The organism is Paenibacillus solanacearum, assembly GCF_910593845.1.
Classification (GTDB): domain Bacteria; phylum Bacillota; class Bacilli; order Paenibacillales; family NBRC-103111; genus Paenibacillus_G; species Paenibacillus_G solanacearum.
Window position 1 is genome coordinate 49,888 of record NZ_CAJVAS010000021.1, and the last position, 19,783, is coordinate 69,670.

The 19,783-nt window shown below is 54.5% G+C and carries 15 protein-coding genes and 1 riboswitch; of the genes, 12 read left to right on the forward strand and 3 right to left on the reverse strand.

What is annotated here, in order from left to right; translation table 11 throughout:
* The first annotated feature begins 2 nt into the window (after positions 1-2).
* On the forward strand, positions 3-2,309 hold the full coding sequence (locus KXG62_RS20580; RefSeq protein WP_218093890.1) for a histidine kinase: 2,307 nt from the start codon (positions 3-5) through the stop codon (positions 2,307-2,309).
* A 63-nt stretch (positions 2,310-2,372) separates the two neighbouring features.
* On the opposite strand, the gene corA is transcribed toward KXG62_RS20580, so the two are convergent.
* Positions 2,373-3,323, reverse strand: coding sequence for a magnesium/cobalt transporter CorA (gene corA, locus KXG62_RS20585; protein WP_218093891.1), 951 nt, complete (start codon positions 3,321-3,323; stop codon positions 2,373-2,375).
* Between the two features lie 269 nt (positions 3,324-3,592).
* Positions 3,593-3,950, forward strand: a riboswitch (cyclic di-AMP (ydaO/yuaA leader).
* A 161-nt stretch (positions 3,951-4,111) separates the two neighbouring features.
* Between corA and KXG62_RS20590 the strand changes: the two genes are divergently transcribed.
* From KXG62_RS20590 to KXG62_RS20610, 5 genes are all read left to right on the forward strand, one after another.
* The gene (locus KXG62_RS20590; RefSeq protein WP_218093892.1) at positions 4,112-4,282 is read left to right on the forward strand and encodes a hypothetical protein; all 171 of its coding nucleotides are present in this window, start codon (positions 4,112-4,114) and stop codon (positions 4,280-4,282) included.
* 185 nt (positions 4,283-4,467) lie between these two features.
* Positions 4,468-6,750: an AraC family transcriptional regulator gene (locus KXG62_RS20595; protein WP_218093893.1), complete on the forward strand. Its 2,283-nt coding sequence runs from the start codon at positions 4,468-4,470 to the stop codon at positions 6,748-6,750.
* Between the two features lie 141 nt (positions 6,751-6,891).
* Positions 6,892-8,442, forward strand: a complete 1,551-nt coding sequence (locus tag KXG62_RS20600; protein WP_218093894.1) for an extracellular solute-binding protein — start codon at positions 6,892-6,894, stop codon at positions 8,440-8,442.
* Between the two features lie 30 nt (positions 8,443-8,472).
* A complete protein-coding gene (locus KXG62_RS20605) occupies positions 8,473-9,789 on the forward strand; it encodes an ABC transporter substrate-binding protein (protein WP_218093895.1) in 1,317 nt (438 codons plus the stop codon).
* Positions 9,790-9,843: 54 nt separating this feature from the next.
* On the forward strand, positions 9,844-11,205 hold the full coding sequence (locus tag KXG62_RS20610) for a sulfatase family protein (protein WP_218093896.1): 1,362 nt from the start codon (positions 9,844-9,846) through the stop codon (positions 11,203-11,205).
* 249 nt (positions 11,206-11,454) lie between these two features.
* Here KXG62_RS20610 and KXG62_RS20615 read toward each other — a convergent pair whose 3' ends face one another.
* Positions 11,455-12,792, reverse strand: a complete 1,338-nt coding sequence (locus KXG62_RS20615) for an ABC transporter substrate-binding protein (RefSeq protein ID WP_218093897.1) — start codon at positions 12,790-12,792, stop codon at positions 11,455-11,457.
* Positions 12,793-13,498: 706 nt separating this feature from the next.
* On the opposite strand from KXG62_RS20615, the gene KXG62_RS20620 reads away from it, so the two are divergent.
* The 5 genes from KXG62_RS20620 to yunB all read left to right on the forward strand — a co-directional run bounded on the left by KXG62_RS20620 (position 13,499) and on the right by yunB (position 18,046).
* The gene (locus KXG62_RS20620) at positions 13,499-14,641 is read left to right on the forward strand and encodes a glycerate kinase (protein WP_218093898.1); all 1,143 of its coding nucleotides are present in this window, start codon (positions 13,499-13,501) and stop codon (positions 14,639-14,641) included.
* Between the two features lie 64 nt (positions 14,642-14,705).
* Positions 14,706-15,470 (forward strand): hypothetical protein, encoded by a 765-nt coding sequence (locus KXG62_RS20625; protein WP_218093899.1) that lies wholly within the window; start codon positions 14,706-14,708, stop codon positions 15,468-15,470.
* 28 nt (positions 15,471-15,498) lie between these two features.
* A complete protein-coding gene (locus KXG62_RS20630; RefSeq protein ID WP_218093900.1) occupies positions 15,499-15,963 on the forward strand; it encodes a hypothetical protein in 465 nt (154 codons plus the stop codon).
* Between the two features lie 102 nt (positions 15,964-16,065).
* Positions 16,066-17,082 (forward strand): Gfo/Idh/MocA family protein, encoded by a 1,017-nt coding sequence (locus KXG62_RS20635; RefSeq protein WP_218093901.1) that lies wholly within the window; start codon positions 16,066-16,068, stop codon positions 17,080-17,082.
* Positions 17,083-17,299: 217 nt separating this feature from the next.
* Complete coding sequence (yunB, locus tag KXG62_RS20640; RefSeq protein WP_218093902.1) at positions 17,300-18,046, forward strand: sporulation protein YunB; 747 nt, start codon at positions 17,300-17,302, stop codon at positions 18,044-18,046.
* 44 nt (positions 18,047-18,090) lie between these two features.
* On the opposite strand, the gene KXG62_RS20645 is transcribed toward yunB, so the two are convergent.
* Positions 18,091-19,167 (reverse strand): M23 family metallopeptidase, encoded by a 1,077-nt coding sequence (locus KXG62_RS20645; protein ID WP_246627551.1) that lies wholly within the window; start codon positions 19,165-19,167, stop codon positions 18,091-18,093.
* A gap of 119 nt (positions 19,168-19,286) precedes the next feature.
* On the opposite strand from KXG62_RS20645, the gene larC2 reads away from it, so the two are divergent.
* Positions 19,287-19,769 (forward strand): nickel pincer cofactor biosynthesis protein LarC2, encoded by a 483-nt coding sequence (gene larC2, locus KXG62_RS20650; RefSeq protein ID WP_218093903.1) that lies wholly within the window; start codon positions 19,287-19,289, stop codon positions 19,767-19,769.
* Positions 19,770-19,783 lie beyond the last annotated feature (14 nt).

The window sequence follows — 19,783 nt, forward strand, 5'->3', positions numbered from 1 at the left end:
AGGTGGAAACGTTCAAAAGAAAATCGCCCGAGGAGCTTCTGCTGTCGATAGCCAAGCTGCATCGCGGACGGCTCAAGGTGTACGTCGGCGCCGTCAGTGGTTCGGGGAAAACGTATCATATGCTGCGGGAAGGGCAGGCTTTAAAACGGAAAGGCATCGATGTCGTCATGTGCGCGGTTTCCACCATGCAGCGGCCCGAAACCGTCGGCCAAATCGGGGATTTGGAGCGCGTGCCGAGCATTCATTGGATGAAAGGCGCGGCCGAGAAAAAGGATTTGAATCTGGATGCCCTGGCGGATCGCAATCCGGAAGTCGTGTTAGTCGACAGCCTGGCGCATCGCAACCGCGAGGAGGCCAGGTTCGCCACGCGGGCGGAGGACATCCGCTATCTACTCGACCGTGGCATTAGCGTTATTACGACGGTGAACGTGTACGAGCTGGAGGGCGTCACGGAACTCGCCAAAAAATGGACTGGGGTCGGGGTTCACGAGACGGTGCCGGCAGAGACGCTGGATATGGCGGATGAGGTCGTGCTGATCGACGCAACACCGGAAACGTTGATTAACCGCGCAGCGGAAGGTCACTTGCGGCTCGGGCAAGGCAACGCGTTGTTTAAACCCGGTCATTTGGCTGTTCTCCGGGAGCTGGCACTGCGTCTGATGGCGGAGGGAGTGAACGAGACGCTTGAAAAGTACAGGGAAGAGCTGGGGATGACGGGCCCTTCCGGAGCGGCCGAGCGTATCCTTGTGTCCACGCAGTATCATTGGAACGGCTCCATCTATGTCCGCCGCGGCCAACAAATCGCCAAACGGTTGAACGGTGAGTTAATAGTCGTTACTTTTGTTCAAGAGAAAACGCAGCTTTCGAAGGAGACGGCTGCATTTCGCCGGTCCATGATCAAATTGGTGGAAAAAGTGGGTGGCGAGTTCGAGGAGCTGCCGCTTCCTTCCCGCAAGTCGCTGCCCGGCATGCTTGTAAGGTACGCCATGGATCGCGGCGTTACCCGCATCGTGATAGGCCATTCCAAACAAACGAAGTGGCAGGAGTTTTGGCAGGGCTCCATCGTTCACGACATGCTCCGGCTGATGAAACATATCGACGTCTTCATCGTGGCCGACCGGGCGGCACACGAAGGAGATACAATATTGCCTGCCAAGATGGAGCGGCTGAGGGAAGAAGCCGAATGGTTTCGCCGGCTCAGCCCGAAGGAGGTGGAGAGCAACATTCAGCGAATCAAACGCGGCCATTTTAAAGTATATATCGGCGCTGCACCCGGCGTCGGAAAAACATACGCGATGCTGCGCGAAGGCAATGATTTGCTGAAGAAAGGAATCAATGTTCGCGTGGGCTTGCTCGAAACTCATGGGCGGGAGGAAACGCTTGCGCAAATGGGGCATTTGGAGACGGTTCCGCGCAAAGTCATCGAACATTGCGGCAGCCAGCTGGAAGAGATGGATACGGATGAGATCATCCACCTCAATCCGGAGGTCGTTCTTGTAGACGAATTGGCCCATACGAATATGCCAGGAGGCAAAAATAAAAAAAGGTACGAGGATATACTGGATATGTTGTCGGCGGGCATTTCCGTCATAACGACAGTTAATGTGCAGCATTTGGAAAGCCTGAACGATGCAGTGGAGCAGATTACCGGTATCCGCGTAAGGGAGACCGTGCCGGACCATATTTTGAGATTGGCCGACGAGGTGCAGTTGATCGACGTGGCACCGGAGTCGCTGCAGCAGCGGATGAGGGAAGGCCGCATTTACGCGCTGGATAAAGTAGATCAGGCGCTGAATCATTTTTTCAAGACGGTCAATTTGATCGCTTTGCGCGAGCTGGCACTTCGCGAACTTGCGGACGACGTCGATGAAAGGCTGGAGTCGTGGCAGCGGAGCAGTTCCTTGCGCGGCCCGTGGAGAAGGCAGGAGGTCATTCACGTCTGCATCGACTTGATGGATCAAGCCGAACGGTTGATTCGCCGCGGGTTCCGGATGGCATACAGGCTTAAGGCCAAGTGGTGCGTAACTTACGTGCGAACGAGGGATCAAGCGATAGGCGAAGAGGTGCGGCGTCTGGAGACGCTGCGGCAATTGACGGAGCGGCTCGGCGGGACATTCGAGACGATTGCGGATCCCGGGCGCAAGCAGCTTCCCGCAGCCATCGTAACCCGGGCGAACTGTTACCAAGCGACGCAGATGATCATCGGCCAATCGAAGCAATCACGGTGGCGGGAGCTTTGCCGCGACTCGGTCGTGAAAGGGGTGCTTCGTGCGGCGAGACATATGGATGTGCTCGTGGTGGCAGAATAGCGGAATACGGCGCATCAGCCGCGGCGAAGCTGCCGGTTGGCAATAGACGAAAGGCGGGTCCGATTAACGGAACCAGCCTTTTTTGCTGAACCATGCAAACATGCCGAGACCGATGCCGAGCATGAACGCGAGTACGATAAAATAGCCCGAATGCCATTTCAGCTCCGGCATATAATCGAAATTCATGCCGTAGATCCCGGCGATGAACGTAAGCGGCATGAAGATCGTCGTAATGACGGTCAGCGTCTTCATGATCGTATTCATCCGGTTCGAATTCAAGGAGATGTAGCTGTCGCGGATATCGGCCGTAACGTCTCTGTTCGACTCGATCATCTCCGACAATTTCAATAAATGGTCGTGAATGTCTTTGAAATAAAACAGCTGGTCCTTCAAGCCTTCGATGCGGTCTGAATTGACGACCCGGTACAGCAGGTCGCGCATCGGGATGATCGTCCGTCTCAGCTTGAGCAGCTTCGTTCGGATATTGAATATTTGATTCATCAAGACGTCGATGCTTTCCTGATTGCTGTTGTTTTCAATGTCGCTCAGCCGGTCCTCCAGCTGGTAGACGCTCGGGAAATATTGGTCGACGAGCTTGTCCATGACCAGATAGGCGGCATACAGATGGCTTTTATCGGCGCCTTGTTTGTGCTCGGCCATACGGTTCCACGCATCCTCGATTTCGTCGAGGCGGGTGAAGTGGAACGTAACGACGAAGTTCGTTCCCACAAACAGGTCGACCTCCTCGGCCGCCAGTGTAGATGCATTGAGCGCGTGCAGCACGAAAAAATGCACGTCCTCGTAATGGTCCAGCTTCGGCCGCTGCAGCAAATGGAAGCAATCCTCCACGGCGAGGGGGTGAAAATGAAAGAACTGCTCCAGCTGGAGCGCTTCGGACTCCGTCGGCTGGTCAAAATCGACCCAATACCATGCGATGCCGGGGTCCAGCAGTTGCTCAAGCGAAAGGCCGGTTACGATCTCTTGCTGCTTCGTAACGGCTAAGGCACGGATCATAGGCGGGCTCCTTGCGTGTCCGTTGTAATGAGCTTATTTTACCATAAAATGAACCGGCTCACATGGAATGGATCGGAGGGCGGGCGATGCCGTCTATCGATTCGGTCGCTGCGCTTGCAATCTCGAGAATTAGTCAGGATTGCGGAGATTACCCATGATTTCTACGGAAAAGGCAGGCAGCAATATCGGAAAATGCCGTATTTGGGACACAGTTCGTATTTACATCGGCTGCCGACAGGCGTATGATACAACTCATGTAATATTTCACGAAGTTCTGGTCGCTGAATATTCTTCGCGTCGCGAAGAACAACGGGGGAACCATGGAAGCTGATGCACAAGCGGTGTGAGAGCCGCGTACGCATCATTTGGGGTGAATCTCACAAAGTTACAACTGACATCGCTGTGCTTGATGTAACAGTTGCAATGTGGTTGACAACTGACATCGCTGTGCTTGATGTAGCAGTTGCAACGTAGTTGACAACTGACATCGCTGTGCTTGATGTAGCAGTTGCAACGTAGTTGACAACTGACATCGCTGTACTCGATGTAACAGTTGCAACGTGAGTAGGGCGACTCTCACCGTCCGAACCCGACAGCTAACCTCGTAAGCGTCGAACGACAGCCTATTGCCGAAGAACCGTTCCGGTTCGCAGCGGCACGGGTGTCATGAGAGAGGATGATGAAGCTTGTGACGAACTGACGTCCACAGGGTTTATACCTCTGTGGCTTTTTTTGTTGTTTTTTCGAGCACCGGCGGCGGCCGGATGATTTGAGGAGGACCGGTTTTCATGGTTTTCAGCTTTGTGTTTGTCTGCTTGTTTATTGCTATTTTAGTGATTACCCAAATTTTTGACAGCAAGCCGTTTACGAGCCGTAATCGATGGAGGAACCGGCTGATGCTGTCCGCTTCCTGCTCGCTGCTATTCTCTTCCGTCATTACTTGGTTCGTGATCCATTAGGCATGCGCCTGACGGGCAGACGGATTCCTTCATGATGACAGGTACATAAGGGCCTTTTCCGCCAAGGAGAAGGTCCTTTTTAGTATGTCCGGCTTCACAGCGCCGTTTACAAAAAGTTATATTTACAAAGCGGATTGTATGCGTTACCATTTTTTTAACGATGGATCGCGGGAGGAGGAAGGATTTTGAAGGCAGCCAAGAAGCGGAATTTATTGAATATATCGATGTTCAACAAATTGTTCATCTCCTACCTTGTCGCCATCCTGCTCCCTACGGTGATCATCAGCTCGTACAATTTCTATTCGTTCTCGGCCGAGCTCAAGGAGAGCTACCGCCGCGCACAGAAAGAAAGCCTGCAATATATGTCCAAGCAAATGGAAGTGCTGATTGACAGCATCCATGCGCTATCGCTCCAGCTGTCGCTGTCCAGCGATATCAATACGATGATTACCGAGCCCGAGCTCAACTTATATGAAGCGAACCAGGTCAATAAGCATCTTCGCAATCAGATGACGACGAGCGATATGTTTCACTCGATGTATTTATATATGAAGGTCAGCGATTCGGTATTGACGACAAATGAAGGCCTCTACAAACGCGCCGACTTTTACGACAAGGCGCTGCTGGACCGGTTGACCGACAGCGACGGACGATTGTCAGGCAATAAGCTTCGGGTGCTGCAGGACTCCTCCGGCGTCAGTCCGGCGCAAGTATTTACGTTTACGCGCGGCGTCCCTCCATTGAATTCGTACCCTTTGGGCCAACTCGTTATTAACGTGAAAAAAGAAGCGATGATTCAATCGCTATATGCGGAGCAGCCGGCAGGCGGGCATCTCATGATACTCGATTCCGGGGGGCGCGTCATCTATCATAATTTGGACGAATCGTCCGTTTCGGGCGTTGACGGTTCGGGGCTCGCTTCCCAAGAATACAGGGAGCAAAGCACTGCGGAGATCGGCGGCAAGACATTTTTTGCTTACGGCATGAAGCTTGACGGCATCGACTGGACGCTCGTTCGTTTCGATCCGTACGGCGCATCCGCCCAGAAGCTCGGCAGCAAGCTGGTCGGCATCGTGTCGATCGACTTGGCGATTCTGATCGCCGGTCTGCTGGTGTCTTACTTGCTTTCTTCACACATGTACGAGCCGTGGAGAAAAGTGATCGCCGGGTTATCCGGTTACTTCAAGCTGCCGTCCAAGCACCCGAGCAACGAATCGGTCTGGATCACGGAGGCGATTGCCAGTCTGATCGACGAAAACACGGCGTTTCAAGAGACGATCAAGCGGAATGAGCCCGTAATCAAGGATCGCTTCATCTACGATATATTGAACCGAAACTACTCGCAGTCACTGAATTTGGCGGAGAAGCTCAAGGATATGGGCGCCGCGTTTGAGCTGCCGGGCTACCTGGTGATGATCGCTTCGTTCGACCCGCAAGAATGTGCGGACGAAGTCATGTACGATCACAAGCTGCTCATGTTCAGTTATATTAAGAGTCAGTTCGAGCAGCAGTTTCGCGTGGCCGGGACCGTGCTCGAGCAATCCGATCTCGGCTTTATCCTTAATGTAGAAGAGCGTGAATTCACCGAAAGCCTGAAGAGCCGGCTGGGCGAATGCTGCCGGGAGGTGCACGCATGGGTGCAGCAGGAGCTGAAGATGACGCTTCAATTCACGTTCGGCAATCTGTTCGGCTCGATCTCGGAGGTGCATGAATCGTACGAGCAGGCGAGAACCGTGTTTACCTACAAGCCTGTCATTCATAAGCAGGATATCGCCTTTTATGCCGACCTGAAGAGGGACGCCCGGTTCGAATACCCGATGCCGGTTCAAAAGCAGCTGCTGCACAGCATTGCGTCGCGGCAGCGGGAAGCGGCCGTCGCCTGCATCGCCGACTTGTTCGAGCATTATATTTATAGCGGCAAATACCCGCTCGAATCGCTGCACGAGATGATTATATTGCTGACGAGCGCCGCCAAAAACAAGCTGCTTGAGGAAGGGCTGGAGATGGAGGCGGTGCAGGACCCGATCGGCGTATCGCAAATATTCGCCTGCTCCAACAACGACCAGCTCCGCGAGATGATGCTGCGCTACATTCACAGGCTGTTCGATGCGCTCGAGGCGCGGCAGGACAACAAATCGAATCATCATTATATCGCCAAAGCGATGGAATACATCGAGCGCAACTACATGCGAACCATTTCCATCTCCGATATTGCGGAGCATCTGGGCTTGAGCAGCAGCTATTTGAGCCGTTTCTTCAAAGCGGAGACCGGCAAGTCGCCGCTGGAGCATCTAACGGAATACCGGATTGCCAAGAGCAAGGAGCTGCTGCTAAGCAACGACTATACGCTTCAGCAAATCAGCGAGCGGATCGGGTATCCCGATGTGAATAGCTTTATCCGCTATTTCAAGAAATATGAGGGTGTGACGCCGGGCAAATACCGGAGTATGGCGATCCCAACGATTTGACATCGATCTTCACTTTTTGATACAGGCCGGTCTCTGCAACATTTTCCGGGTTTTCATCAAATAGTGGGGATTTCTTTTTATTCGGTTCATTTTTAAGATGGGAGCATGACGATCGTGGTCCCGAGAGAGGGGGGAAACGCAATGAAATCGGGAACGGTCATCACGCGTCTGGTCATCGCCTGTGCATTAGCTTTGCAAACCGGCTGCTTCGGGGCCGCGGCTCCCTTACCGGAAAAGGGGACGAACACCGGAGCGATCCAGGACAAGGGCACGGGTGCGGATACGGTAGCTTATAAAATATTCAAACGATTAAGCGCCCCCGAGTACCCGGCGGACGGCGGACCCGCGAAGAATATGATTTTGGAAGCGATGGCAAAGGAAGGCATCAAGGGGCTCGACTACAAGGTAGAACTATCGGCCGGTCAAGATTATTACACCAAGCTGAATTTGAAGGCGACCTCCGGCGAGCTGCCGGATTTGTTTCAGGTCGATTACCCGACCTTTATCCGGCTTGTGAATGAAGGGAAGCTGCTGCGCCTGAATGAATGGCTGGCCCAATCGCCGCATCTGAGCGCGATGATCGAGCAATCCCAGCTCGATGAGGTTACCGTTGGCGGCACCATATACGCGATTCCTACGGGCAAACGCCCCGAGCCGTACAATACGGAAAACCGGATGGGCTTCATCGTCCGTCAGGATTGGCTGGACCGGCTCGGACTGCAAGCGCCGCGCAGCTTGGACGAATTGCACAAGGTGCTGTACGCGTTCACTTATGACGATCCGGACGGGAACGGCAAGAATGATACCTACGGGTACGGCGCAGCCAAAGATCATCAATTTGCGGGTATTTTCGGCGCCTTTGGCATTTATCCTACGTTTTGGCACGAACGCGGCGGTAAAATCAAGAAAGGCTTTGTGCTGCCGGAAGCGAAGGAAGCGCTCTCTTTATTGCAAACATGGTATATGGAAGGGCTGATCGATCCGTATTTTTTGGTGACGGAGAGCAAACGGCGCAATGAGAATATCATTCAATCCCGTTACGGGATATTCCAGAATGCAGTGATCGAGATTGACGAGAACAGCTCCATGCTGGCTGCGCTCCAGAAGGAAGCGCAGGGGGCCAAGCTCAGCTTTTTTACCGGTGTGACAGGGCCCGGCGGAAAGAGCGGCTTCCCCGAAGTGTCGCCCTTTGGCAGTGTGCGGGCCATCTCTGCCGGCGTGAAGGATCCCGGCAAGCTGTTTCGGATGCTGGACTGGATGCAAGACGAAAACGGAGGGTTTCATCTCATTCATTACGGCGTGGAAGGCGAGGATTACAGCTACGACAAGGAAGGGAACCGGATTCTGCTCAAATCCGATTATTCCGAGCTTTATCGCAAAGGATTTTCCAACCCGGTACGCTTCGTCAACGATATCGACGTGCGCTGGACGACAGACGAGGTAAAGCAGCATCTTATGGAAGCGAAAGCGCATGTAGTGACCAATGAACTGTGGGCGAAAGTTCCGGCCGAGCTGGACAATCCCGATCTGGAAGATATTTTGTGGAAAAAGTATTTTTATAAAATCGTTACGGGAGAATACCCGGTTGATCGTTGGGACGAGTTTGTGCGGCTGTATTATGAACAAGGCGGGGCTATGATCGAGCAGCGTGCGAATGAAGCGTGGTTGAACATAAAAACCGCCCGGAAGTAATCACATTTGCGAATACGGGGGGAACTCACAATGTCCATTAGAAAAAAAGCGGTCTTGTTTGCGTTCGGCTGCCTGATCGCCTCGGGTTGTTCGGCAGGCGGAAATCCAGGAGCGCAGCCAGGGAACGCTCCGGCGGCGGAGAAGCCGGCGGAGAATGCGAAGCCGGTGACGCTGCAGGTGTTTCAAGCGGGCGGCAGCATCTCCGATACGGAATTTAAAGAGCTGATTGCCGAGCCGGTCAAGAAGAAATTTCCCCACATTACGATGGAGCTGATCCGGGAAGGCCAGGCGAAGCGGGACCAGCTGATCACGGCCGGCGAGTTTCCGGATTTAATCTTCACCTCGTCCATTTCCATGAACGGATTTCTTGAATTGAACCTGATGAAGGATCTTCAAGAGATGATTAATAAATCGAAGCTGGATATGAATCAATACGAGAAAAGGGCGATTGACCAAATTAAAAGTTTGTCTGATAATGGACAAATGTATGCCCTTCCATTTTCTATCAATTACGGCGCGTTGTTTTACAACAAGGACATTTTCGATCGTGCCGGCATACCGTACCCGGCCGAAGGGCTCGCATGGGAAGATCTTCTCGACCTTGCCCGCAAGGTGGCCGAGAAGGAGCCGTCCGTCCGCGTGCTGGGCACTTCCGGTATTACGAGGGACGCGATCTCCCTGCGTTTTCCGCTGGTCGACCCGAAGGCGGAGAAGCCGATCCTCGCAAACGACGACTGGAAATGGCTCTTGGAGTTCCACCAGTCGCTGAACAAGCTGCCGGATAACAAGCAGGCCAAGGGCGGCAGGGACGGATTCGTCAAGGACCGGACGATGGCGATGTATACGTCGTACGGCGCCCGGATCGGCGAACTGGAGGAGATGGAGCAGAGCGGACAAAGCTTCAAGTGGGATTTGACGACATTCCCGGTGCGCAGGGATGCCAAAGTGCAGGGAATGGAGACCGAATCGCATATTTTGTCGGTTTCCTCCATGGCGAAGCATCCGGAGGAAGCGTTCAATGTCATAACGTTTCTGACGACAAACGACGAAGTGCAGACGCAGGTCGCCCGGAAGGCCAGAGTTTCGTCGCTGAAGGCGGATAAATATAAGACGCTGTTCGGCCAAGACCTCAAAAGCTTACAGGGGAAAAACGTGCAGGCGATCTTCAAAAACAAGTACGGGCCGAACGCCCAGCAGACGAAATACGACGCCGCAGCGGAGAAAGCGATCAACAGCGCTTTGTCGAAGGTCAACTCGGGGAAAGCGGACGTGAACACGGCGCTCAGGGAAGCGGAAGAGGAAGCGAGCAAGGGCATTGCGGAATTGAAGCTGGCTGACAAAAAATAAACGGCGCACCTTTCCGACCATTACGAGGGCGCGCAGACTGGGAGGACCGCTACGGTGAATTCAGAAACGAAACGCCCGAATGTGATCGTCTTTTTTACCGATCAACAGCGCTGGGATACGACGGGGGTGCATGGCAATCCGCTGCAGCTCACGCCGAACTTTGACCGCATGGCGCTGCAAGGCACGCATCTGTACCATTCGTTTACATGCCAGCCGGTATGCGGACCGGCTCGTTCATGCCTTCAAACGGGGCTGTACGCGACAACGTCGGGCAACTGGCGCAACGGCATTCCGCTCGGGCAGCGGAAGACGCTGGCCCATCACTTCAAGGATCACGGGTATACGACCGGGTATATCGGCAAGTGGCATTTGGCTTCGGAGGAGCCTGTGCCGGAAGCGCAGCGGGGCGGATACGAATATTGGCTCGCGGCCAACCTGCTCGAGTTTTCATCCGACGCGTACGATACGGTGCTGTACGATAACGACGGGCGGGAAGTGAAGCTGCCCGGCTACAGGGTGGATGCGCAGACGGATGCGGCGATCCGTTATATCGACCAGCACCAGAACGACCCGTTCTTCCTGTTCCTGTCGTATATCGAGCCGCACCATCAAAACCATCGCGACGATTACCCCGGGCCGGACGGCTACGAGGAGATGTATACCGGCCGCTGGTCACCACCCGATTTGACCGCGCTCGTCGGCACCGCGCCGCAGCATTTGGGCGGCTATTACGGGATGGTGAAGCGGCTCGACGAAGCGCTCGGCCGGTTGTTCGACGCGCTGAAGAGCTTGAATTTGCTCGATAATACAATCGTGCTGTTCACGTCGGATCATGCGTGCCACTTCAAAACGCGCAACAACGAGTATAAGCGCTCGTGCCACGACAGCTCGATCCGCGTGCCGACAGCGGTTCGCGGCCCCGGCTTCGATTCGCGCGGACGCGTCAACGAGCTGGTCAGCCTTATCGACATTCCGCCGACGCTGCTGGATGCGGCCGGCATCCCGGTGCCGCCGGACATGCAAGGGCGGTCGATTGTGCCGCTCGTACAGGGCAACCGGTCCGATTGGCCGGAGGAAGTGTTCGTCCAGATCAGCGAATCGCAGGTGGGGCGCGCCATCCGAACTTCCCGCTGGAAGTACGGCGTTTCGGCGCCGGACAAGAACGGCGGGAAGGATTCCGGTTCCGACCGGTACGTGGAGGAATTCCTGTACGACCTGAAGGCCGATCCGTACGAATTGAACAATGTGGCCGGCATTGAATCGTTCCGCGGCGTTGCGGATGAGCTGAGAGACCGTCTCATCCGGCGCATGACGGAAGCGGGAGAAGCTGCGCCCGTGATCGAACCGGCTTCCGTACGGAAGAGCGGGCAGCGCCGGGCGGAAATCGCCGAGCTTCGCAAGAAGCTTTCGGAATAGGCGCGCGAAGCGTTCCTCCCCGCAAGCCTGCGGCACACGGGTCTCAGTGATCCGGATGCAGCGGCGGATGCCGGGAGCTTCGGTTCACGCCTTGAATCATGCAATGAACCTATGTGAATAAATGGTGAAACATCCCGATGTTCTTGCGCATCGGGATGTTTTCTATTGTTATGTAATAACGTTGACCATTAGCCCGTGAATAGGGCTTGCTGAACCGCACGACTTCAATCCAACCCGTAAGGTCAAACTTTATTTCTTCGCCACTTCCTCTATCTTCTTGTTGATCGCTTCTTCAGCGGTTCGGATAAAGGTATTGAGATCCATCTTGCCCGAAACATAGTCGAGGTACAACGGGTTAAACACACTGTAGGCTTCCGTTCGATAGTTGCTAAATTGCGGCGTCGGCGCCGGCTTGCTCTTGAAGAACGCCTGCACGTTCTTTCCCTTCAAGAACGCCACGTCTGCACCGAATTGCTTCTGCATCTCCGGATTGGAAAGCGGCGAAGCTGCACCGCTCCGTGCAGCGATCAACTGGACTTCATCTGAAGTCATCAGCTCCAGGACCTTCATCGCCGCATCTTTATGTTTGCTCGTCTTGGCGACTCCAATGGCATGTACGTCAACCATTCCGCCAATATTCGGTTTATCCGGGAAATACGGATATTGGACCATATCCCAATTCAGACCTTTCTCAGCCGCCGGTTCGATCCACCGGAAGTTGTTGACCGAGGCTAGCATCGCGAGATCCATATTTGCAGTGAAGACCGTATGTCCGCTGTTAACCAGCTTGACCGGATTGGGAAGATTGCCAGGTATGGAAAAAATATCGCGATTGAGCTGCATCACTCTGCGCCAATCATTCGAATTAACGGCGGCTTTGTTCGTTTTCGGATCAAGCGCATCCAGCGAGAAGGAGTACCCTGGGCGTAACAGATTGTCAAAGGATAGTCCGTAATAATTTTTTCCACCGTCGGCGCGGGTAAGTTTCTTCGCGAGTTCAATGGTCTGATCCCAAGTCATGCCGTCTTTCGGGTAGGACACCCCGAATTTGTCGAAAATGTCTTTATTATAATACAACGCAACGGTGTTGGAATAACGGGGCAGCGCGTACAACTCACCCTTGCCGGAGACCGCTCTCACCGAATCCAGCATGGCCGGCTGGAAACGCGACAAATCAATATTGTGTTTCTTGGCCAACGGGGTAATATCTTCTACCAGCCCCAATTGGACAAGAACCCCCATGTCACCAGCGTAATAGTTGAACAAATCGGGAGGATTGCCACTGACGACCCAGTTATCGATCGTTTCCTTTCCGCCTTTAAACGTAGGTTTGACCGTAATGTACGGGTATTTCTTCTTTAGCGGCTCAAAGAGGACCCGTTGCAAATCGGCGTCGGAGATCAAATTGTTCATAAACAGCGTTAATTCGACCGGGTCCGTGTTTTCCTTGACCGCGGTCTTCGCGTCGGCACCGCCAGAATCTGGAGCTTTGCTCGCTCCCGTCGAAACCGGCTCCCCGCTACCGCATCCGGCAGCAAACAATACGATAGATAGCGTTATTACCGTTTGCAAACTTTTGCTCCACATAAAAATTTACCTCCCTATATGATTTATGCTGCTCTCGGAATTCATCGTTTTGTATCGACGCTGACCTGACGACCGAGGTCTTTTATTGTTCTCGACAGCGGACAGCGCTTACAATTCGCCCGTTTATCGGCGACTGTTCCGCCAGTCAGTTGCGGGCGCTTGTTTCAAATTACGGATTGGATCTGAGGCATCGAACATGGGCTTGGAATTTTTCGCAATACGGTTAAACCCCCGAAACGAATGTTGTCGATGGAAACGCAACGTACATACGAAACGCCTTTGAAAGCCCTTTCAATTTCTGATTTTCTTAATGTGTCCCATCCCCCCAATTCTAATATTAAAAAATTTGTACCGGTGGAGAAATGCGCAGCGAACGGTAATCAATGACAATCATTTTATGAATCATACTTTGTATTCTAAACAAAATGACAGTAATGTCAACGATTTTATTGGCATATTTTAACGTTTAATGTGTTTTATTGTTTTTTAATCGGTGATATATATTTCGTTTCGTAAATATTCGATAACAAATGGATGCCTTTTCATAAGAAAACAATAGAATGTGAATGCTTCGTCTTCTCAACTACACACCCGAAGTGCCTTCACAGCACCCGGCTAATTTTCCAATCGCATCCAAGTCCTATGTATTCCCGAACCGATTTATTATATGATGGAACTGTAAAATCGTGGGACAGGGGGGAGCACTATGAAATTTGTTATTGCGCCGGATTCGTATAAAGGAAGCCTGACCGCTTCCAAGGTCGGAGAGACGATGGCGAAAGCGGTATTGGAGGAAATCCCGGAAGCGGACGTGCGCATCATTCCGATGGCGGACGGGGGAGAAGGGACTGTAGACGCGCTCGTGCAAGCGGCTGGCGGACAGGTCGTCCCGATTCAAGCGACCGGAGCGCTGGGGGAGCAGGTCGATACTTACGTAGGCATGATCGGCGACCGGTCGGTGCCGTTAACCGTCATTGAGGTAGCCAACATCTTCGGCCTGCCGATGGTGGAGGCGCAGCAGCGAAATCCGATGAATACGACGTCCCGCGGACTGGGCGATGCGATACGCGTCATGCTCGACCGGGGCTTGCGGCAATTTGTCATCGGGCTCGGCGGCAGCGCGACCAATGACGGCGGGCTTGGCATGCTCAGCGCGCTTGGCGTGCGGTTTGCATGCCGCAGCGGCCGGACGGCGACGGGCTTCGGACGCGAGCTGGCCGAGCTGACCGGTGCGGACTGGAGCGGCCTCGACCCGCGGCTGCGGGAATGCCGGCTGACCGTCGCCTGCGACGTGACGAATCCGCTGCTCGGGCCGCAGGGCGCGTCCTACGTGTTCGGCCCGCAAAAAGGCGCCACGCCGGAGCAGGTGGCATCGCTGGATCATGCTCTGGCAACCTACGCTGACCTGGTAGAGGCTACGGCGGGCTCCGGGCTGCGGGACCGGGCCGGAGCAGGCGCGGCGGGCGGACTCGGCTTCGCGCTGCTTGCGCTCGGAGCGGAGATTGTGCCCGGCGCGCAGGTGGTCGAGGAGACGACCTCGCTGCAGCGGCATATCGCCGAGGCGGATTGGGTCATTACCGGAGAAGGGCGCAGCGACGGGCAGACCTTGTTCGGCAAGCTTCCGCTTCATGTGGCGCAGGTGGCCAAAGCGGCGGGGAAGCAGGCGATCCTGATCTCCGGGAGCCTTGGAGACGACAGCGAACGGCTCAATGCGCATTTTGCCGGCTGCTTCTCGATTGTGCGCGGGCCGGCAGCACTGCGCGATTGCCTGGAGCAAGCCGAGTTCAATCTGTACGAATGTACCCGCAATGTGGCGAGACTGCTAATACGATCTCAAAAATCGGTATAAATATTTTACAATATTGTTAACATATTGGTGCAAGGGAATTCCAAGTCGCAGATGAGGGATCGTCATGAATCAAACCACACCGGCCCGGCGGGTTCGAGCGTATTTGTCGACGTTCAATACGACGCAGATTCATTTACGGAATCCGTGGGTCGTTGCGTTTTTCGCCTTCTCTTTCCCCGGCTTCGGCAACCTGCTGCAGCACCGATTTGCCAAAGCATTTATATTAATATCCTGGGAAGTATTCATCAATCATCACGCCAGAGTGAATTCCAGCATTTTGTATTCGCTGGTCGGGGATTTCGAACAGGCGAAATCGGTGGTGGACGAGCGATGGCTCATCATTTATGTCGGCATCTACATGTATTCGATATGGGACAGCTACCGTTCCTCCGTTGACTTGAACAAGCAGTACTTGCTCGCGGAACGGGAGAATGCGCCCATTTCGCCAATTACGGTCACGGCCTGGGACATTAACTATCTGGACAAAAGACAGCCGTTCGCGGCTCTTGCATGGTCACTGCTTGTACCGGGCCTCGGCCACTTGTATCTCCAAAAGGTGCTGGCCGGTTTTTTCCTCTTCGGCTGGACGATTGTCATTATGTACTACTCCCATATCCCGGTAGGGATTCAGTTGACGATGATGGGCGACTTTGCGGGAGCGAAGGCGGCCATGGACATGCAGTGGGTGCTGTATTTGCCATCGATTTTTTGTTTCGTCGGTTACGATGCTTACGTGTCGGCTGTCGAATACAACAAACTGTTCGAAATGGAGCAGATCAATTATTTGAAGAGCCATTACCAGTCGGATCAATTCGAAATGCCAATATGAAATGCCAATATAGTATGGAGTGAACCGGGTGTATATCGTTTCGACCTTCGAGCAGTCCATTTATTTGGAGCTGGTCATAACCGCGATCGAGCAAAAAGGTATTTCAAAGAACAAAATCATGGCCGTTCCATTGGAAAAGCGGAAGCAAGCCCGTGCGATGTACGATTCCCTCCATCGGGCGGACGGCGTCAGCATGATCGATCTGGCCGCGATCCTAGGCACCTGCTTCATGCTGCTCGGAACGGTCTATGGGTTTGTACTGGCTTGGGGTCCGATCATTTGGGGGATCATCGGGGCGGTCACCGGAATTACGATCGGATATACGGCCAAATGGATTTGGTTGAAGCGGCAGCAGTACCAGACCAAGCCAGTTTCGGCAGAGACGGTATTGATCATTCACTGCGACGAGAAGGAAGGCGATATGCTGGAGCAGCTGTTGTGGGAGCATCTGGCGCTCGGCGTTTCGAGGATCGACGGCAGCCGGCCTTTGTAGCCGGCAAGCTGGCTAGCTTATCGGCTCGTCGGCGCTGCGCAGGTAGACGCGGTCGCCTGCTTGCCGTGAAAAGCAAGTTTCCTTGGGGGAGGCAATCTGAAAATGAAAACGCATAACATCGTCGTTGCCGGCTGCGGCGGAATGGCCAAAACATGGGTCGAATATGCTGTCCAGCGGGAGAACGCTACTATCGTCGGTCTGGTCGATCTTCGCGAGGAGAGCGCCAGGGCGATGGCCGACCGGTTCGGCCTCGATGTGCCGCTGTTCACCGAGCTGGGACAGGCATTGTCGGAAACCGGAGCGAATCTGGTGTTTGATGTGACCATCCCGGAAAGTCACAAGCAGGTGGTATCGACGGCGCTGTCTCACGGTTGCGACGTATTCGGCGAGAAGCCGATGGCCGCAAGCCTGGAGGAAGCGCGGGAGCTGGTATCGCTGGCGCAGCGGACCGGGCGGCAGTTCGCTGTCATGCAGAACCGCCGCTATCTTCCGAACATCCGGGCGCTGCGCGGCGCCATTGACGCAGGGACCATCGGGACGGTCGGCACGGTGCACGCCGACTTTTTCATCGGCGCGCACTTCGGCGGTTTTCGCGATCTGATGGATAGTCCGCTGATCCTCGATATGGCCATCCATACGTTTGATCAGGCGCGATGGATCACCGGAGCGAACCCGATATCGGTATACTGCCACGAGTTCAACCCGCCCGGCTCCTGGTACAAGGGCAACGCCTCGGCCATCTGCATCTTCGAGATGAGCGACGGCTCCGTCTTCTGCTACCGCGGCTCCTGGTGTGCCGAAGGGTTTCGCACGCCGTGGGAAGCGGATTGGCGCGTGATCGGAAGCAAAGGTACGGCGATTTGGGCCGGCGGGGCGTCTCCGGTGTGCGAGGTCGTCGACGAGACGAAGGAGCCGGCATTTCACCGGCCGCTGACACGCGTCGAGGTTCCGGTGACATGGCAAGGTCGAGAAGGGCATCACGGCTGTCTGGACGAAATGTTCGCCGCGCGGGAAGAAGGCCGGAACGCCGAGACGGAATGCTCGGACAACATTCACAGCGTGGCAATGGTATTCGGCGCCATCGAGAGCGCCAAAAAGGGCGTCAAAATCGCATTATAGCTGTTCATTCATTCCCTCAAACAAGCTGTTCCTCAGGCTCAGTATTATGGCCGAAGGGACAGTTTTTGTTTTTGTAAGGCAGGATTCGCTTAGCATTATGCCGCCGCGGTTCGGTCAGGCAGCAGCGCGCTTCCCTCTCGAAATGGTGATGAGGTTCGGCCAAGCCGCATATGCTGTAAAGTAGGCAGGTCCGAACGGGACGGAGGGGAGGGGCTTGGTGCTTAAACGGAGGTGGAAAAGCAGTCCGACAAGCAAGAGCAAGCTGAAACGTACCATTCTGATCGTTGTGGTCATCGTGCTTCTATTTATGCTGCAATCGTATATGTATATTGACCGGAACTTGAAGGCGCCGCTGACCCAACTGGCCAAAGTCCGGATGAGGCAAATCGCGACGGAATCGATCAATGCGGCGGTATCCGAGCGCATTGCGCAAAATACAAATTTGGAGAAGCTTATCGATTGGCGGACCGACCGCAACGGCAAGGTGAACGGGTTCACGCTCAACCCGGCCGAGCATATGAAAATTTCCGGAGATACGGTCCAGATCGTCAAGAAGCAGCTCGATCGCCTGCAATCGATGCCGGAGCATATTCCGCTCGGCCAGGCGATGAACAGCCCGCTGCTCGCTTCGTTTGGCCCGGATATTCCGATTCGGCTCGTTCCGGCCGGGTCAGTTAAAGTCGATCTGAACACCCGATACCAGAACGCCGGAATCAATATGGTCGTCGTTGAAGTGTACGTCCGCGTCAGCGTGGAAATATCGGTCATTATCCCGTTCAATTCCGATCCCGAGCTGGTGGAGACGGAGCTACCGATTTCGTATTCGCTCGTCGTCGGGGATGTGCCGACGTATTATTTCGACGGAAAAGGCAATTCGATTGGGCAGAATACGCCTCCGCCGAACATTGCGTTGCCGCGCATGGACTCCGCGCCAGCGGCGAATGGGAACGGGCAGACCAAATAGGCCGCTTAGGAGCGGCCTGGCATTCAATAATGTTTCTGTGCGGCTTATTTGCGGCGGCGCATCCGTTCCTCCCGTTCCCACTTGCGCAGGTGCGGATAAGGGTCGAACGACCAGTCCGTCAATCCGTTATCACGGTACAGCCCGTAGTGCAAATGCGGAGGAAACTTGCCGGACGTTCCAGGCTTGCCGTAGCCCGAGCTGCCGACCCAGCCGATCACTTGGCCCGGCTCCACGATTTCGCCTTGCTTGACTTCTTTCTTATTGAAGCCGGAAAGATGCGCGTAATAATGATACACGTTATTCAAATCGCGGATGCCGATACGCCAGCCGCCATAAGGATTCCATCCCATCACTTCGACAATGCCGTATGTGGCGCTGCGTACCGGAACGCCATAGCCCGCGAACAAGTCGGTTCCTTCATGTATGCGGTAGCCGCCCCAGCCGCGGCTCGCTCCCCAGGTGCTTCGATACGAATAGTCGGCTCCAACGGGCATGACGAAACAATGCTGATGCAAATCGAGTGTTTCGTATTTCGCATAGATTTTGGCAAATTGCTCGATGCGTTCCACGCTGCGGGTGTTCTGGTAGTAATCCCACAGTCCGATCCGCAGGTCGTCTTCGGCGCTTCCCTTGTTCAGCAAAAACATCGCCATCGTAAACAGCCGGTCCAGCGGATTGTTCCGGTCCGCCGAGCCGTCGCCCGTACCGTCGCGGCCGATTCCGCCGAACAGCGCGATGCTTTGCGCATTCGTATCCTCATGATCGGGATTGAGCATGCCGCCCCACTGCAGCTCATTGAAATAGATGGCGACGATGCTGTCCGGCGCCGGTCTTTTTTTGGCCAGATTCATCGTCCGCTCGTACTGATCGACAGCCGCCAGGTAATACCATGGAATTCCGGTCAGCGCGCTGACCTTGTCGAACAAATCTTTTCGTTCGGCGAAGACGGCCTTCATTCCGTTTGCCGCAGGGTTTGGCTTGGCGGGCGGTTTGGGGTCGTTTACGGATTTTCCCGCGGGAGCGGCAGAAGCGGCTTCCGCCGGGGAAGAAATACATAGGCTGCAGACAAGCAATGAGCCGCACAGCAAATTGACGAGCTTTGGAATGCGCGATACGTTCAAGGGATGCTCCTCCTCGCTTGAATATCCCAACCTGATGGTAGTCTACGCTTAGCATGCGCCGCCGTTTTCCTTTTTATCCCGCGCTGTTTTTGTTATGATGCAGGAGGAGGGATGAGCGAATGACGTTTGATCACCGCGTAGAACATGTCGATGACGACATGCTGCTGCTGCAAGCCAATATTGACGACATGAATCCCGAGTTCTGCTCTTATGTCAGCGATTTGCTGTTTGCCGAAGGGGCGAACGATGTATATTGGATCCCGATTATAATGAAAAAAGGCCGGCCGGGTGTCATGCTCAACGTCCTTGTCCACGAGTCGGCGGTTCAGCGGATGGAAGACGTGATTTTCAGGGAAACGACGACGCTTGGTCTTCGTTATTTGCATGCCTCCGTGCATCGGTTGGGCAGGGAATTCCACGCGGTGGACACGCCTTGGGGGACGATTCAAGTGAAAGCGGGATTTCATCAGGGGAAGCTGGTGCAGTTCGCACCGGAATTCAAGGAATGCGAAGCCGCGGCCAAGATGCACGGCATTGCGCTTAAGCAAGTGTACGACGAAGTGCGGCGCGCATTTCTCGACAGCCGCGAGCGGCGGAATTAACAAAACAGCGGTTC